This is a genomic window from Streptococcus parasanguinis (genome assembly GCF_047463195.1).
Taxonomy (GTDB): domain Bacteria; phylum Bacillota; class Bacilli; order Lactobacillales; family Streptococcaceae; genus Streptococcus; species Streptococcus parasanguinis_R.
Window position 1 is genome coordinate 39,453 of record NZ_JASHEI010000010.1, and the last position, 16,784, is coordinate 56,236.

Consider the following 16,784-nt stretch of genomic DNA (forward strand, 5'->3'; position numbering starts at 1 on the left):
TTAGTCTCCTAATGTTAACGTAATCTTTTTAGTTTTATTAAGTGAGGTGTTCATTTTGACACTTTGTTTGGTTACTTTCTTTCCACTACCTTTATAGGTAATCTCAATTCCAGTCCATTCTCCAAAGATGTCCGCATTTTTCTTTGTCCAACCGTACATATCTGGAACCGCATCAAAGTCTTCTGTCAATAACAATACTTGCTGATTGGCTTTGACTTTAGAGCCTACATCCACAGACATCTTGCGGATATTTTTCCCGGTTCCTAGGACAATTGGTTGCACCAAATTGCGACGCAATTCCTCTGAATAAGCACCTGGGCTCAGATTTTGTTTCAGATTCAACTCCTTAGAGAGAGTTTCTACTGAAGGGATTTTGTAGGTCGTTTCTTTGGTCACATCATCCAAAGTTGGTGCCTCTGATGTTAGATGCAATTCGTCTTTTAAAGCAACTGCATCTTCCAAAATAGGATTGACCAGCTCTTCCCAGCTGGTGAATGAGAATTTCACTTCTGGTTGTTGGACCGTCACATACATGATGAATTCAGGATCTTCTGCAGGTGTCATGGCTACAACCGAGTAGATATAATCATTTTCTCCTTGCAAGTATCCTTGATCTGTCGCCATTTGGGCAGTCCCTGATTTCACCGCAACGTTTTGACCGGGTACCTGAATGATGGGTCCATCACTGTACAAGGTTCCATACTCTGGATCTGTTCCGACGGTGATCATATAGTTCCGTGTCTGTTGTGCAGCTGATCCTGAAACTGGTTTTCCAACAACTTCTTTTTTTGATTTGCGGGCTGTGTCTGATTTTTTATCGTAAATAGCACTAATAAACTTCGGCTCCAACATTTGTCCATCATTAGCGATGGCACTAAAGGCCCGTAACATTTGAGTTTGACTGACGGAAATCCCTTGACCAAAAGAAGACATGGCTTGACTGACATAGTTATCCCCTGGAAGACCCCCGTAAGCTTCATTTCCCATTCCAAAACGGGTCGGAAGACCGAATTTAAAGCGGGTTAGGTAGTCCATCCAGACAGCATTTCCCATCTTTTGCTCCAAGCGGGTCATCCCCACGTTACTTGAGTAAGCAAAGCCTTGTGCGATATTCATATAGCGACCTTCAGACAGTCCCATATTGACATCCCAGTCACGGATCGTCGCATCTTTTACTTGTAGTTCGTTACTGTAGTATACCTCATTATAGGCTGGGAAGGTTCCATGATCAATCGCCGAAGCTAATAACATGACCTTCATCGTTGAACCCGGTTCATATTGATCTTGATAAAGGATGGTATTCCAGGTTTTCAAGTTTTTCAGATCCAGCCCTTGTTTGGTATCCGCATTATAGGAAGGACGTTGCGTTGTCGCAAGAATTTCTCCTGTTTTTGCACTCACAAGAGTCGCACTAACATACTTTCCTTTTACTTTTTCTTGGAAAACATCCATTCGCGTCTCAAGGTAGGTTTGTAATTCTGCTGAAATGGTCGTATAGACATCTTTTCCATCTTCTGTTTTGACAGAAACCTTATCTGAACCAGGAACGATATTCCCGTTTCGGTCTTTGTCATAGGTGATAACCCCATTTTGACCAGCGAGAATACGATCGAGGGATTTCTCCATCCCTGATTGCCCCTTCAGGGTTTTATTCCCCTCTTTATCTTCTTGAAGAGAGGCCTGACCTATAAATTGAGAGGCAAAAACCCCATTTTTATAGCTCCGATTTGGACTAGTTGTAAAGGCAACCCCTTCAATCTTCGCCGCTTCCATGGCCTCACGGATGGCCGTCATATTGCTATAAGTTATGCCGTTTCCGTTCGAGCCAAAAGAAACCTGTTTCAATTTCTTTTGCGACAACTGTTGAATGACGTAATCCTCATCCATCCCTAAGTACTGCTTAAAGATTTCTGCTACTTTTTTAAATTGGCTCTCTTCTACATAGAGGATTTTCCCGGTTGCTGATTTGTACTTTTTATCAATAATGGCATAAACATTATAGGTCGTCGCATCTTCAGCAATTACTGCTCCATTTCGATCATAGATCGTTCCACGTTTTGCAGGAACAATGACCGTCTGCTCATGGACTTTTTTGGCTTGATCCGATAAGGTCACACCAAATTTTTTGTCAGTCCCAATGATCATTGCAAAATTAATCAGAAAGAGAAAAAAGAGGAAAATCGCCAGTACACTGAGATTTTTCCCAACTTGTTTTCGATTCTGATCCGGCAAGCGACGTTTCTTTATCGAATACCCGATCAAAAATTTTTTGAATTTATTCATCACTACTTGCACTCACTGTTTTTCGATTTTCTTTTTGCAGCTTCATTCCTTGGGAGCTAGCCAACTGTGATAAGCGGTCATAACGTGTTAATTCATTGACCTCTTGACGAACATCTGCTAATTCCGTCTTTTTGGCTTCTAGTTCCGTATTCAAATCAGTCAATTCACTCTGAACTTGTAAAATCCGTGTCTGCATAAAGACGATACTAATGGCTAAAATCACAGCTGTTAAGACAATCGACCCATAAAAAGCCTTTTCTACTCTAGAGAAACGGCGAAAGTGGTCTTGCAATACCTGTGTTCTTGTTCTCTCATCTCTTGCTGCCATATCAATTCCTCTTACTTGTGTATTTTTCGAGCAACCCGTAATTTTGCTGAATGAGATCGATTATTTTCCTCAAGCTCTTCTTCACTTGGCAAAATAGGTCTCCGGTTGACCAACTCCATCTTTGGTTTCAAATCATCTGGAATAAAGGGAAGCCCCTTTGGAACCTCAACCGTCGAAGCTTCTTTAAACAATTGTTTGGTCAATCGATCCTCTAACGAATGAAAGGTAATCACAGAAATACGACCATCGAGGGCCAACAAATCCATGGCTTGCTGAATCGATTCATCCGCCGCTCCCAGTTCGTCATTGACTTCGATACGAATGGCTTGGAAGATCTGTTTAGCAGGATGACCCTTTTTCTTGAGCTCCTTAGCTGGTTTAGCAGATTTAATAATCTCTGCTAATTCAGTCGTCGTTTCAATCGGTTTAATTGCTCGTGCTTGCTCAATTTTCCGCGCAATTTGCTTGGAAAATTTATCCTCTCCATATTTGAAAAAAATGCGAACTAGATCATGGTAATCGTAGCTATTAACCACCTCATAGGCTGTTAAGGAAGCTTCTTGATTCATCCGCATGTCCAACGGCGCATCTTTCTTGTAAGAAAATCCACGTTCCCGTTCATCTAACTGAGGACTAGACACACCTAAGTCATAACAGATTCCATCAATTTCAGTCACACCCAATTCGTTAAGACGTTCCTTTAAATGACGAAAGTTATCCTTAATGAAGGTCACCATGCCTTTCTCGATGAATGGAGCTAAACGAATCTTAGCATTCTCAATCGCATGCTGATCTTGGTCAAAGGCATAAAGATGGCCTGATTCATTTAATTTTGTTAACAAATATTCGCTGTGGCCTGCCCCACCCAATGTGGCGTCTACATAGATCCCATCTGGCTTAACATCCAGCATATCGATCGTTTCATGAAGCAAAACCGTTACATGATGAAATTCTTTACTCATATCTTTACTATTTTACCACAAATGGAACCAAGATGCACTCCTGAAAGAAAATTCACTAACTAATCCTATCTGACCTTTTCGGATCCTACAAAATACCTAGAAAGGCTTGATTTCACTTGTTTCCTATAGGATTTATGATACAATATTCTTATGAAAATAAGAAAACAGATTCTCATCCCACTTTTATTGGTCGATGCTATTGCTCTCTACTTTTTTCTAACCACTATTGAGGCTTGGATTTTTTGGCTTGCTGCCCTGATCCTAGTCGGCTCACTTTGGTGGCTCAAAAAAGCCATTCAAGGACAAAAAACAGAGATGGAAGAAAAATAATTTCTTCCACCTCTGTTTTTCTTTTATTCCCTCCAAGTAATTCCTTAAAAGAAAGCAAACTAGCTCTGAAATAATAAAGAGGCTGGGACAAAAGTCCTAGCCTCTCAATTATTTTTGGATTGTCGAGCAAGACGCAGTGGTTGAGTGGGCTCTACTACGCTGATTTCATCAGCTTTTACAGCCCTACTCAACTGTGCGGAGGTGGGACAACGAAATCGAATTCTAACGAATTACCGATTTCTGTCCCACTCTCTTGCGGTTTATTGATTATGTTTCCAATTGCTGTAAATCCCAAAAAGAATGATCCAGATGGTTGCTCCAATCGCTCCAATGTATGTTGATTCTTGCAAGAAGAGACAAACGAATACAAAGAGGAAGAAAACAATGGTCAATGGATTCAACACTTTATAGGCTGGCATGACAAAACCATCTGGCATAAATTCTTTCGATTTACGGTACTTAAGATGGGCAAGCATAGTCAAAATGTAAATAGCAATGTAGACACCAGAAGAAGATGCTGTAATCAAGGCAAAGGCATCTGAGACACCTGGCAACACATTGATAAAGGCTGAAACAGCAACCACAATCGCAGAGAAAATAATCGCGCGACTTGGAATCCCCATACGAGATAAGCTATTCAGCTTCAAACGATTCATCACTTTACTGTTTGGAGTTTCTTTTGCAATCTGATACAAGTGACGCCCTGTTGAATAGAGGGTGGAATTCAAGGAAGATGCAGCAGCTGTCAGTACAACAAAATTAATCAATCCTGCTGCCCACTTGATTCCTACCATCTGAAAGACAGTTACAAACGGTGACTTATTGACGGGAAGCTGTTGCCAAGGGAAAATAGCCATAATCGCCAACAAAGCTCCTACATAAAAGATTACAATTCGGATTGGAATTTCTTTAATGGCTTTTGGCAATACTTGGCGGGGATTAGCTGTTTCTGAAGTAGTAATCCCAACAAACTCGATCGCTTGGTAAGCAAAGAAGACCATTTGGAAGGCCATGACGAACTTGACCCAACCATTTGGAAACATTTGAAAACCACTAGTAATATTGGTTAAGCTAGCGTGTCCAGCTGGTGTTTCAAAGTTAGTCGTCACCATAAAGATCCCTGTTACGATCAAGGCTAAAATAGTGACAATCTTGATCATTCCAAACCAGAATTCAACCTCTCCAAACACCTTCACAGCGATCAAGTTTACACAACTTAAAAGCGCTAAAAAGATAATTTGAATCTGCCAGGCTGGCCAATTTGGAAACCAAAGCTGGACATAGTTGGAAACAGCGGTGATCTCTGCCATTCCCAAAAATACCAAGGAGACCCAATAGGACCATCCTGAAAAATAACCCCAACCTTTTCCTAGATACTTGGTGATAAAGTTGATAAAGGTGTGTTGATCAGGGTCCATATAGAGCATTTCTCCGATTGCCCGCATCATCAAGTACATGAAGGCGCCAGTCAGCATATAGACTAAAATAATAGAGGGTCCTGTCAAAGAAAGGGAACGACCGGCTCCAAGAAAGAGTCCTGTCCCGATGGTTCCTGCAATAGCGATCAGCTGAACATGCCGATTTTGCAGACCACGAACCATCCCATTTTCGGTTTCTTCACCAGGATGATGTTTTTTTGACATATGATTACTCCAATTCTTTTTCTGTACATTTTCAGAAAAGTATACTTCAAATTTTCACACAATCTACTATACCATGTTTTTAAAAATTGGTCAATCTAGTCCAGAATATTCTGAATTTTAAATATACAAAAGAGTGCTGGAGTCTCTTCCAGCACTCTTTTGCTTATGAATTAGGGTCATCGAGGCTACGGCCATGCAAACCTTTTTCACGTTGCACTTGGCGTAGTTTCTCAGGGGTTACATCATTTCCTTCTTCATCCACAATTTTGATCCCTTCAATGTGGTGACGAACCGAACGACGATAGCCCTCAATGTATTCTTCACGAAGTTTTGCTTGCTCCACTTCTTCTTCTGGAGTCAAACCTTCTGTTTTTTTCTTTTTAGCAAGCTCATTGATCCGAGCAATTTTTTCAGGTGTCATAATAAAACCTACTTTCTACCTGTCATCAGGTACTTATTTTGTGTTCAATTGGTTGAAGGCTGCAACATTATTAGCTTTCGCTACAAGGCCTGCAAGAAGGGCCAAACGGTTGTTTTTAACCGCCTCATCTTCTGCCATTACCATGGTATTGTCAAAGAAAGCATCAATGACTGGGCTAAGAGCAAAGAGTTGAGCCAATTTGTCGCTAGCTGAACCAGTCAATTCAAGATCTTCAATTGCTTTAGCAAGGGCTTTTTCTTGATCGTTTTCAAAGAGACTGGCATCGACTGCTACTGAAGCATCTGCTTTTTCTGCCAAGTTAAAGGCACGAGAGAGGGACTCAACAGCCGCCTTATAACCATCGGTCTTCGCAGCTTCTGAGAGAGCTTCAGCTGCTTCCAGCATATCAGCCACGACAAAGTTTGAACCAGCAAGAACGGCTTCTTTGATGTCTTTTGCTGTGCGTCCCATCATCTTGTCCACACGCGCCTTGATGAAGTTGAGCACTTCTGCTTGATTGTCATAAGAAAGGCTATCAAATGAAAGTCCGTAAAGGCTGTCAATCAACTCATCCATAGGGATATGCCAACCAAAGGCATCCAAGATACGAACAATCCCTTGTGTTGCACGACGAAGCGCATAAGGGTCATTTGAACCTGATGGAATCAAGCCAACTGAGAAGAAGGAAAGGAGGGTATCCAATTTATCTGCAAGCGCAAGGATAGCACCAACCTTAGTCTCTGGAAGGGCTCCGTCTGCTGAATCAGGAAGGTAGTGCTCACGGATAGCTGTCGCAACCGCAGCATCTTCACCAGCAAGGAGGGCGTATTTTTCACCCATGATTCCTTGCAATTCATCGAACTCTCCGACCATACCCGTCAAGAGGTCAAATTTGTAGATTTCAGCTGCACGAGCGACGGCTGCCGTTTCTTCTGCAGTCAAACCAGCTTGCTCAGCTAGTGACGCTGCAATAACACCCGCACGCGCCATGTGTTCTGAAAGAGAACCAATTTTTTCATGGAAGGTCACGTTCGCCAATTTAGCAACGAGGTCTTCAATCTTAAGTTTTTGGTCTTCACGCCAGAAGAATTCACCATCTTCGAGACGTGCCACCAAGACTTTTTCATTTCCTCGGATAACATTTTCCAAGTGCTCAGCGTTCCCATTACGGACGGAGATGAAGTTTGGTTTCAGCTTACCATCAAGGTCGCGTACAACAAAGTACCGTTGGTGTGTTTCCATTGAGGTCACCAAGACTTCTTCTGGAACGTCCAAATATTTAGTGTCAAAACTTCCCATAAAGGCAGTTGGGTATTCGACCAAGTTCAAGACTTCATTCAAAAGTCCTTCTTCGATTTGGACTTGAACACCTTGTTCTGCTTCGATGGCCTTGATTTGCTCACGAATCATGTTTTCACGTTCTTTGCTATCCGCAATCACGTAAACGGTACGAAGGTCTTCTTCATAAGAATCCGCATTAGTAATTTCTACTTCATGTCCAAGGAAACGGTGCCCACGACTCACACGACCCGACTTAATATCCAAGAAATCAAGGTCGAGTGCTTCGTCGCCCAAAAGAACGATCAAGGTGTGAACTGGGCGAATGTATTCAAAGGTGTTGTTAGCCCAGTGCATGCTAACAGGGAAGGTCAATGAAGCAAGCACCTCTGGAACGCCAGCCAAGACTTCTTTGGCAGGTTTTCCAGCTTCGTGCTTCGTAACATAAACGTACTCTTCACCTTTGACTTCACGAAATTCGATATCGTCAACCGTCAAGCCTTTTCCACGGACGAATCCTTGAGCCGCTTTTGAGAAGTTTCCATCTGCATCCAAGGCGATTTTCTTAGAAGGTCCTTTAAAATCTTCGGTCAAATCAGATTGTTGATCTGCTAAACCAATCACACGGACAGCCAAACGTCGTGGTGTTGAGAAGGTTTGAATGCTTTCGTATGAAAGTCGGTTGTCATCCAAGAAGGCTGCCATTTTCTCACCGAGTTGTTTTTCACTTGGTGTGACAACGTAGGCTGGCAACTCTTCAAGTCCAAGTTCTACTAATAAGTTTTTTGTCATGTTTTTTCCTTTACAAAATTCTTCTTTTGATAGGCACCTTAGGTACCGGGGACGTCGCTAACTAACTTTGTGAGGCTGTAGGGAAATCTTCTGTCTCCTTGACATCGATTTCCAACAGTCTCATCAAAGTGGATTTAGCCAACTGATTTTTGAACCTAACGTTTCAAAAATCCCCATATACCAGTACGGCGGTGCCTATCCCTTTAGCAAGTCTTCGACTTGCCTCTGGGTAGCCATGTGGGCTCACTTTGTTTGCCCACTTTCCATTCTTGTAACTCTCTTTATTCTTCCTCTTCTGCTAGGAGTTTGGTGCGTGTGGCTTCGTCGAGAAGTGGGTAACCGAGTTTCTTGCGTTCTGCGACGAAGGTTTTGGCTACGACACGGGCCAAGTTACGGATGCGGGCAATGTAACCGGCACGTTCTGTAACGGATACAGCGCCACGAGCATCAAGCAAATTGAAGGTATGTGAACATTTCAAAACGTAGTCATAGGCTGGGTGAACAAGGCCCAATTCCAAAGCACGTCCTGCTTCTTTTTCAAATTTTTCGAAGTTTTCAAGAAGCATATCTTGGTCAGAAACTTCAAAGCTGTATTTTGAGTGTTCATATTCTGGTTGAAGGAAGATTTCTCCGTATTTAACGCCTGGAGCCCACTCAATATCGTAAACAGAATCGACTTCTTGGATGTAAGAAGCCAAACGTTCCAATCCGTAAGTGACCTCAGAAGTTACCGGACCAGTTGCCAATCCACCAACTTGTTGGAAGTAGGTGAACTGAGTGATTTCCATACCGTCAAGCCAAACTTCCCAACCTAGACCAGCTGAACCAGTTGATGGGTTTTCCCAGTTATCTTCAACGAAACGGATATCGTGTTCCAAAGGATTGATCCCCAATTTTTCCAATGATTCAAGGTAGAGCTCTTGGATGTTTGATGGTGATGGTTTCATGACCACTTGGAATTGGTGGTGTTGGTAAAGACGGTTTGGGTTTTCTCCGTAACGACCGTCCGCTGGACGACGTGATGGCTCTACATAAGCCGCATTCCATGGCTCAGGACCAATGGCACGAAGGAAGGTGTAAGGACTCATGGTTCCCGCACCTTTTTCATTATCATAAGCCTGCATGAGCATACAACCCTGGTCATTCCAGTATTGTTGCAAAGTCAAAATAATTTCTTGGAAGGTTAGTTTTTTTGACATTTTCTTCTCCTTTTTATAAATTCTTGCGACACGAGTCTGTCTCGTTGATCATACGAGGCAAGACGAGTTAGTACTGCGTCTAGCTCAGGCACCCTAGTGCTGAGCGTGTGGCAGTCCGACTGTAAGGAGATCTCTGCCACTAACGCAGTGAAAGGTTAGTTTTTTTGACATTGAATACTCCTTATTCATAAAGTTTCTTGTGACTTAGGATACAAAAAGAACCGTGTCTCTGCTCCTAAGTCCTTTGACCTAGGGGCGTCAGAAACGCGGTTCCACCCTAATTTATTACTTCATTTTATTTTACTTTACTCAGATTTTTACTGAGAGAAAGCGCCACTTGCTTACTTTGCTCTACTTGGCTCTCACTATCCCAAGCTCGCTAGAAAAACGCCGTAAGCCCTTCTTTCTTGACTAGTATTATAGCAGATTTTTAGTGACTTGTAAATTAAAATCCGCATGAAACAATCGTTTCATACGGATTTTAGGCTAACAAACAATGTTGTTTTTCTTATGGACGTCTTGCAGCTTTTGGTTTTTTACCATGAAGTTTTTTCTTGGCATTCTTCAAGGCTGTCAAAGCATCTTTCACATCTTGTTGGCTTGCTCCTGGATTTGAAAGGATAGTTTGTGCATCCTTGAAGGCTACTAGGTAAGCTTCTTTTTCTTCATTTCCAGCATAGATGAATTTCGCATTCTTTTCTTGGAACTTCAATTCTTCCTTGATGTATTTTTCAAGACTTGAAAAATCAGTTGCTTTCCCGTTTAATTTTCCTTCTGCACGGCTAAGCTCAGCAAGTGCTTGATTGATTTGTTCTTGTTTCACAGTTGGATCAACTGCAAGCAAAGCTACTGTTTGGAAAGCACGATCGTAGTCTCGACGTACTTTTTCTTTGGCATTGGCATAACGACCAGTTTTAGTCGTAGCATCGTAAGCCTGCATCGCTTCTTTCAAGGCCGCAACGTTTGAATCTTTCCCATCCAAAGCTTGGCTGGCAGCTTCAAGACTAGCTAGAGCTTGGTTGACTTGCTCTTGACTAACCTTGTTGGTCAAGGCTGCTTGGGCAGCTTGCAAGGCTTGATCATAGGCTTCCTTCTTATCCGTACTGGCATTGAAGTATTGCGCTGTCTTTGTAACATCTGCTTGGTTGTTCACAGCAGCCAAGAGATCCACTTTTGAGATCACTCCAATACGATAATTGTTGTTGCGCCCTGCGACAACTGAGATCACTGGTGCTTCCTCAGCTAGTTCATAGCCTGTAGGAAGAGTTGCAACCAAGGTATATTGACCAGTTGCTACAGATTTACCAAAGCCATTTTTACCATATTTTTCAGCAGGCAAGACAAAGTTTTCACCATCTGCCCCTTTTAATACGATCGTAGCTGCTTTTGAAACCGGTTGATCAAAGCTGATGCTAACTGGTGCATATTCTAAAGTATTGGCAAGAAAAGCAATCGTTTGGAAACTATTATCCTCTGTCAAATCAAATTCTTGGGTCAAGCTGCTGACAAATTTCACTTCTGTACGATCATACGTAAAGATTTCTGCAGTATAATGACCAAAGTTCAAGAAGTTAATATCTTTTGTTTTATCAACCGTTACATATTGACCATTGCTGTCCTTGATACGATACACATACATGGTATCTATATCTTTGTTTGTCTTAGCATCACGCACTGCAATTTGAATACGACCACTATTTTGATCCCGAACTAAATCAGCTAGTGAAACATAGTCTACGTTCCCCGCAAAGTCTTCTACATAGTAGTAGATATTCTTCTTATCGATGTTTTCAGGAAGATCGAAGCTACCATCTGCATTGGCCTTGATCACATGATAATTTTCAAGCGCACGTGTACCATTCTTATCTTCACTGGTTTGGACCATTGTCCCCTGATCATCAAATGGAGTCACATAGACGAGTTTTTCAGTTAAGATACCGCCATCGCCAACATCTTTGGCTTTACGTGCTACAAACTGTTGAGCCCCATCTTTGAAACGGATATATCCTGATGTGATCACTGGTTTTTGAGTATCGACTTGAACCTTGAAGGTTGTTGATTGCTCCTCAGCTCCAGGAACCATTGGGGTGTAACGAATGACATAATCATATACACCATCTGCTACTGCTTTCCCATTTGCATCGGTACCATTCCAAGCAGTGTTATCTAGTGTGTAGCTGCGTGGGTTCTTTTCATTGCCATCAAAGAAGTTCTTACGATGATCAGATGGAGTTCCTTCCCACAGTGGATTTTTATGTTCCGTATCACTTGCTGCATAGACAGTTGCATGTAGGTTTTCAATGTTTCGAAGAGCGACTGTCTTGTATTCAACAAGGTCTTTATTCCCATCTTCATTTGGTGAAATGGCAATGCGAACATTTCCATTCTCATCTAGTTGAAGAGAGTGAGTTCCTTCTGCATTTTCTTCAATACCAAGAACTGTAATCCGACGACCATCACGTTTCCCTTGTGTAAGGAGAAGGTCATTTTGAAGGGTGACGAGCGCAGAAACATTAGCACTAGATGAGATATTCAAATTTTTTGGAACATGATAGTAGAAGCCATCTTTTCCTTCACGAACCAAATCATAGATTGGTTTTTCAACAGCTGGAAGGTTTTGGAATTCTCCCTTGAATCCCATAAATGGTAAGCTAACTACATCTCCATCATCTGCTGGATCGACAAAACGAACAAATCCTTCAAGGAAATAACCATTTGGCATTTCTTTGCTTAATTCTTCTGTGAATTTGCTTGTGTCGACTTTCACTGTAACTGTTTCAGAACTATGTGCTTTCACGGTTACTTCAGGCCAAGCAGTTTCTGTTAATTTACGTGGACGAAGGGTAAATTTACCATCCTTCACTTCATCTGTGTCAGTATTCACCAACATTTTCAAGGTACGATCGGTATCTGAAATATTGTGGACTGTGACATCAAAGGTAAAGCTATCTCCAACATTTCCAAGAGTGACGCTTGGATAGTTGTTTTCACCAGTCACATACAAGTCTGTTGAAACGGCTGCGGCTGTGTCGACAACCCCTGCTCCTTGTTGGCGTGGAGACGTATAGACACCGGTTTCTTTGTTAACATGTGGTTTAGCCGTAGACATAATCAAGGCTTTGACAGTTGCAGAAACTTGTTCTGGAGTTAATTCTGGGTGATGCTTCACAAGGTATTCTTTGACCAAGGCGGCGACACCTGCCACGTGAGGTGAAGCCATACTAGTACCACTCATATCCCCGTAGGTATTGTCATTTAAAGAAGAGAAGATATTCCCACCAGGTGCTGTGACATCTGGTTTCAACTGACCATCGGTTGTCACTCCCCAGCTTGAGAAATCAGACAATTGGTCTGCTTCTGGAGATGGACGGTTGGCCATAGTATTGTTAAAGACAATTTTGTAGGAACCTGCCTTAAGAGCTTCCCCATAACGTTTTGAAATAAAGACAGATGGGATCTTTTTCGCATCTCCTTCAATTGCCATTCCAAGGTTCGATCCTTCCACATTATTGTAGACCAAAGCTCCTGCTGCACCATGATGGAAGGCATTCGCAATCTTTTCTGAGAATGGAATTTCCCCGCGTTGGATTAAGGCTAATTTACCGGTAAGATCCAGATCTTTGAAATCATCTTCTTTTCCAAGACCAACTGACACATATTCGTACTCTTTGCCTTTTTCAAAATCAGCGTCTGCAGCAGATTTACTGTAATCAAACTTACCGTTATCCGCTTCCGCATTGCCTTCAAGGCCTTTGACTTCAAACACTTCTGTCGTAATAACATTATTATTGATAGAAGCAACAGAGATGGAGTCCTCTACTGTTGAAGGATTTCCGACCAAACCATAATCTGGATTTTCAGCAGAAGGTCTTGAGTAACCATTTCCAAAGCTATTGCTATTTCCTGCAGAAATTAAGACAGATACGCCTTTAGCGCGCGCCCGTTTAATGGCATCCACAATATCTGAATCCGCATTGACCGTAGAACCAGTCGTAGAACCAAGACTCATGTTGATAGTATCTGCACCAAGAGCTACAGCATCATCAATTGCTTTTACATAAAGAGCAGATCCCGTTGTTTTTTGGCGATCTGAGAAGACACGCATAAACATAACTTGCGCTTCTGGTGCTACACCATAGATCTTTTCTCCGTTTCCTGCTGCTTTATCAGGATTCCCTGTTGCAATCCCTGTAACGTGCATCCCATGAGAATCTCTTTCGGCCTCTTTGATATTGTCGGTCCCATCAAAGTAGTCATAGGCATAGACAACCTTGTCGTTGTACCATTTACCATAATCAATTCCTGCTGCTTTCTTAGCAGCTTCGATTTCTCCTTGGTTTTTAAACTTAGCTTTTGAAGGATCGGTAATCCGAAGAACCTCGTGGTTCACATCCAAACCAGAGTCGATGACGGCGACAACCATCCCTTCCCCTTTATAACCTTGCTTCCAGGTTTGGGGAACAGTAATAATTTCGTCACTTTCGATGCTTTGAGGTTTTTCAGCTGCCTCATGGCGATTCGTTGTTTCTGAACTTGTCGCAGTAGCCACTGCTGTTGCTTTTTCTACAGGTTTTTCCGCTACTTCCGGTTTTGTTTCTGGAACAGTAGCTGCCTCTTTCGGAGCTTCTGTTTTTTCAACAAGAGCTGCTTCTGTTGCATTCGTTGTCTTTGCAGCAACTGTTGCTTCTTTTGCAACTTCTACTTTCTCACTAGCAACTGCTGTACTTGCTTCTGTTGCTTGTGAATGCTCTTCTTCAGCAGGTGCCTGTTGAGTAGTGGCTACAAGCTGTGTTCCAGCACTCGTTTGGCTGGCCGCTTGTTCTTCAGCACTCGCTTGTGCAGATCCAAATACCAAAACAGCCCCTAATAAAACTGAGGCTACACCAAATTTGTATTTTCTTAATGAAAAACGTTCTTGTCTATTCATAGAAACTCCCCTTTTATTTTAATAGTAACTATTATAACGCAAAATTATCTGAAAATTCATTCAAAAAACAAATTGTAACACAAATGTAACATTCACGAATGTTACTAACTATTAACTAATTTTCGTTCGGAAAATTTTGAAGTTGCATGGGAAAGTATTATAGAACATCTGTTTTTTGTTGGAGTTTTAAAATTATTTAATCATTGAAAGGATTTTAAAAACCGAGAACGAAACTGTCCTCGGTTTTCATTAATGAATAGAAATTCTCTTTTAAAAATCTTTGTTGTCTGGATCTGGTGCACCTGCTTCAACCGGAAGATGGCGAAGGAGTTCCACATCATCTGCCGTTAATTCAAAATCAAAGCAATTTAAATTACTCGCAATCCGCTCAGGCGTAACCGATTTGGGCAATGGAAGGAAACCTTCTTGTAAACTCCAAGCCAGGGCTAGTTGGGCGACGGTCTTTCCATATTTAGTAGCCATTTCTTTTACTTGTTCATTTTGGAACAATTCTCCTTGGCCAAAAGGTCCCCAAGCCTCTAGTAAAATGCCATGCTTACGACTTGCTGCAATGGCTTCACTTTGGTACACCCCAGGTGCTAGACGAATTTGGTTCACAGCCGGAATGACCCGAGCTGTTTCAAGGAGGGCTTCCAAATGATGAGGCAGAAAATTGCTAATACCAATAGCTCGAACCTTGCCAGCAGCTAGCATATCTTCCATTGCCCGCCAAACCTCAGCATTTCGTTGTTTCCAAGCATCATTTTCTCGAAGGGGTTTTGGATTTGGCCAATGAATCAAGTAAAGATCCACATAGTCCAAGCCTAGTTTCTCAAGAGACTCTTCCAAAGCAGCTTGAGCGTCTTCATAGGTGTGATGAGTATTCCAAAGTTTGGTGGTAATAAACAGGTCTTCGCGCGCAAGACCACTGTCTTTAATGGCCCGACCCACACTCTCTTCATTTTGATAGATCGCTGCTGTATCGATATGGCGATAACCTGCTTTTAAAGCAGCTAAGACAGCTTGATAGGCTTCTTCTCCATCCGCTGCTTTCCACGTCCCAAATCCCAATACTGGAATCTCCACCCCATTATTCAAACGATAATGATTCATTTTTTCTTTCCTTTCTTCGATTTCGGTTTCTTAGGCCCTCGAAGCTTGAGCTCTGGCTTAAAAATATTTTTCTTGGTTGGCTCCATCTTCTTGCTATAAAAACTATAGAGTAAAAATGCCCCACCAACAATCACAATAAAGATATTTTTTCTTACAATCCCATAAAGCAAGAAAAAAATTCCCATCAATAAAAAACGTATATCAATTGCCTTCATAAGCTACCTCACATTTCAATTCCCATTATAGCATGAAAAGACAGCATTCACAAAATTGCACTACCATTGGTAAACAAAAACCTCTCTAGGTATGACCTAGAGAGGAGGTATTCTATCTTCGTTTCTTGAATCTAATTGGTAGCTTGGTAACGTTTGACCCCATCGAGATAGGTCGCAACCAGATCCAAATTTTGATCAAGCACGATGAAGTCCGCATCATACCCTTCTCGAATTTGACCACAAACATCATCAATATGGACTGATTTTGCCGGATTGAGGCTGGCCATCATCACTGCTTCGTGAGGGTTAGCAATCCCCCACTCTACAACATTTTTTAATCCATCTTTCAATTTCAAGATTGAGCCAGCTAGATTACCAGTTGATTTCAAGCGAGCCGTCCCTTCAGCGACCACAACTGGGAATTCCCCAAGCATGTAGTCCCCGTCTTCTAAGCCCCCAGCTGTCATACAGTCCGTAATCAAGGCAACATTTTCTTTTCCTTTTTGTTTCATCAGGATATCACAAGCTAGCGGATCAACGTGATGGCCATCACAGATCAACTCTGCTGTAGTATGAGGCAACTCATACATGGCACCAACCATACCGAGTTCACGGTGCGTCAAACCACGCATACCATTGTAGGCATGTACCCAGACACTCGCACCTGCATCAACCGCTTTTTTAGCTTCTTCAAAAGTAGCATTGGAGTGTCCCAGAGCGACAGTCACTCCTTCTCCTGTAATAGTCCGAACAAATTCTTCCACCCCTTCACGCTCGGGAGCAAGGGCAATCTTATTCAACAGACCATTGGCAGCTTTTTGCCAAGCCCGGAATTCTTCCATACTTGGATCCTTCATATAAGATGGGTTTTGAGCTCCCTTGTATTTTTCTGTAAAATAAGGTCCTTCAAAATAAATCCCGCGAATCTTAGCTCCTGTTGCTTCCTTGTATCGTGCACCGATATTTTCCGTTACTGCCAAAAGTTGTTCGTAAGAGGAAGTAAGGGTCGTAGGCAAAAAGCTCGTAACCCCTGTACTCAAGAGCCCTTCACTCATGGTATGGAGAGTGCCTTCGATATTATTATCCATCACATCTACCCCACCAAATCCGTGAATATGGGTATCTACGAGGCCAGGCGCAATGCTGTAACCAGAATAATCCAGCACATCCGCACCTTCTGGTAAGCTTTCCACATGTTTTCCAAACTTGCCATCAACAAGCTCCAAATAGCCTCCGCGGCGAACCCCATGTGGATAATAAAATTGATCTGCTTTAATATATGTAGACATAAAA

General features: G+C 42.2%; 12 protein-coding genes. 1 reads left to right on the top strand and 11 read right to left on the bottom strand.

Annotation, left to right across the window (positions count from 1 at the left end):
* From pbp2x to rsmH, 3 genes are read right to left on the bottom strand one after another with little or no spacing between them, the layout of a single operon-like run.
* Positions 1-2,283 carry a penicillin-binding protein PBP2X gene (pbp2x, locus tag QM870_RS08900; protein ID WP_155125291.1) on the bottom strand — a complete coding sequence of 761 codons (2,283 nt, stop codon included), beginning with the start codon at positions 2,281-2,283 and terminating at the stop codon, positions 1-3.
* A complete protein-coding gene (ftsL, locus tag QM870_RS08905; RefSeq protein ID WP_003010374.1) occupies positions 2,276-2,611 on the bottom strand; it encodes a cell division protein FtsL in 336 nt (111 codons plus the stop codon). The genes pbp2x and ftsL overlap by 8 nt, the downstream gene beginning before the upstream one ends.
* Positions 2,612-2,622: 11 nt before the next feature.
* Positions 2,623-3,573, bottom strand: coding sequence for a 16S rRNA (cytosine(1402)-N(4))-methyltransferase RsmH (gene rsmH / locus QM870_RS08910; protein WP_031575264.1), 951 nt, complete (start codon positions 3,571-3,573; stop codon positions 2,623-2,625).
* A gap of 150 nt (positions 3,574-3,723) precedes the next feature.
* Here rsmH and QM870_RS08915 point away from each other — a divergent pair, with 150 nt between their 5' ends.
* The gene (locus tag QM870_RS08915) at positions 3,724-3,903 is read left to right on the top strand and encodes a hypothetical protein (RefSeq protein ID WP_003014929.1); all 180 of its coding nucleotides are present in this window, start codon (positions 3,724-3,726) and stop codon (positions 3,901-3,903) included.
* Between the two features lie 260 nt (positions 3,904-4,163).
* Here the strand turns inward: QM870_RS08915 and QM870_RS08920 are convergent, their stop codons facing one another.
* From QM870_RS08920 to nagA, 8 genes are all read right to left on the bottom strand, one after another.
* The gene (locus QM870_RS08920) at positions 4,164-5,546 is read right to left on the bottom strand and encodes an amino acid permease (protein WP_414369335.1); all 1,383 of its coding nucleotides are present in this window, start codon (positions 5,544-5,546) and stop codon (positions 4,164-4,166) included.
* 163 nt (positions 5,547-5,709) lie between these two features.
* On the bottom strand, positions 5,710-5,967 hold the full coding sequence (locus QM870_RS08925; protein ID WP_031575259.1) for a DUF896 family protein: 258 nt from the start codon (positions 5,965-5,967) through the stop codon (positions 5,710-5,712).
* A gap of 33 nt (positions 5,968-6,000) precedes the next feature.
* Positions 6,001-8,037 carry a glycine--tRNA ligase subunit beta gene (gene glyS, locus QM870_RS08930; RefSeq protein ID WP_414369337.1) on the bottom strand — a complete coding sequence of 679 codons (2,037 nt, stop codon included), beginning with the start codon at positions 8,035-8,037 and terminating at the stop codon, positions 6,001-6,003.
* A 281-nt stretch (positions 8,038-8,318) separates the two neighbouring features.
* The gene (gene glyQ / locus QM870_RS08935; protein WP_031575254.1) at positions 8,319-9,236 is read right to left on the bottom strand and encodes a glycine--tRNA ligase subunit alpha; all 918 of its coding nucleotides are present in this window, start codon (positions 9,234-9,236) and stop codon (positions 8,319-8,321) included.
* Positions 9,237-9,744: 508 nt separating this feature from the next.
* A complete protein-coding gene (locus QM870_RS08940) occupies positions 9,745-14,163 on the bottom strand; it encodes a S8 family serine peptidase (protein WP_414369339.1) in 4,419 nt (1,472 codons plus the stop codon).
* 270 nt (positions 14,164-14,433) lie between these two features.
* A complete protein-coding gene (locus QM870_RS08945; protein WP_414369341.1) occupies positions 14,434-15,276 on the bottom strand; it encodes an aldo/keto reductase in 843 nt (280 codons plus the stop codon).
* A complete protein-coding gene (locus tag QM870_RS08950) occupies positions 15,273-15,491 on the bottom strand; it encodes a hypothetical protein (RefSeq protein WP_003018530.1) in 219 nt (72 codons plus the stop codon). The genes QM870_RS08945 and QM870_RS08950 overlap by 4 nt, the downstream gene beginning before the upstream one ends.
* A 131-nt stretch (positions 15,492-15,622) precedes the next feature.
* On the bottom strand, positions 15,623-16,780 hold the full coding sequence (nagA, locus tag QM870_RS08955) for an N-acetylglucosamine-6-phosphate deacetylase (protein WP_042760248.1): 1,158 nt from the start codon (positions 16,778-16,780) through the stop codon (positions 15,623-15,625).
* Positions 16,781-16,784: the final 4 nt, after the last annotated feature.

Excerpts from the sequence above, each read along its gene's own strand:
- pbp2x (WP_155125291.1), bottom strand. The coding sequence starts at position 2,283 with ATGAATAAATTCAAAAAATTTTTGATCGGGTATTCGATAAAGAAACGT.
- ftsL (WP_003010374.1), bottom strand. The coding sequence starts at position 2,611 with ATGGCAGCAAGAGATGAGAGAACAAGAACACAGGTATTGCAAGACCAC.
- rsmH (WP_031575264.1), bottom strand. The coding sequence starts at position 3,573 with ATGAGTAAAGAATTTCATCATGTAACGGTTTTGCTTCATGAAACGATC.
- QM870_RS08915 (WP_003014929.1), top strand. The coding sequence starts at position 3,724 with ATGAAAATAAGAAAACAGATTCTCATCCCACTTTTATTGGTCGATGCT.
- QM870_RS08920 (WP_414369335.1), bottom strand. The coding sequence starts at position 5,546 with ATGTCAAAAAAACATCATCCTGGTGAAGAAACCGAAAATGGGATGGTT.
- QM870_RS08925 (WP_031575259.1), bottom strand. The coding sequence starts at position 5,967 with ATGACACCTGAAAAAATTGCTCGGATCAATGAGCTTGCTAAAAAGAAA.
- glyS (WP_414369337.1), bottom strand. The coding sequence starts at position 8,037 with ATGACAAAAAACTTATTAGTAGAACTTGGACTTGAAGAGTTGCCAGCC.
- glyQ (WP_031575254.1), bottom strand. The coding sequence starts at position 9,236 with ATGTCAAAAAAACTAACCTTCCAAGAAATTATTTTGACTTTGCAACAA.
- QM870_RS08940 (WP_414369339.1), bottom strand. The coding sequence starts at position 14,163 with ATGAATAGACAAGAACGTTTTTCATTAAGAAAATACAAATTTGGTGTA.
- QM870_RS08945 (WP_414369341.1), bottom strand. The coding sequence starts at position 15,276 with ATGAATCATTATCGTTTGAATAATGGGGTGGAGATTCCAGTATTGGGA.
- QM870_RS08950 (WP_003018530.1), bottom strand. The coding sequence starts at position 15,491 with ATGAAGGCAATTGATATACGTTTTTTATTGATGGGAATTTTTTTCTTG.
- nagA (WP_042760248.1), bottom strand. The coding sequence starts at position 16,780 with ATGTCTACATATATTAAAGCAGATCAATTTTATTATCCACATGGGGTT.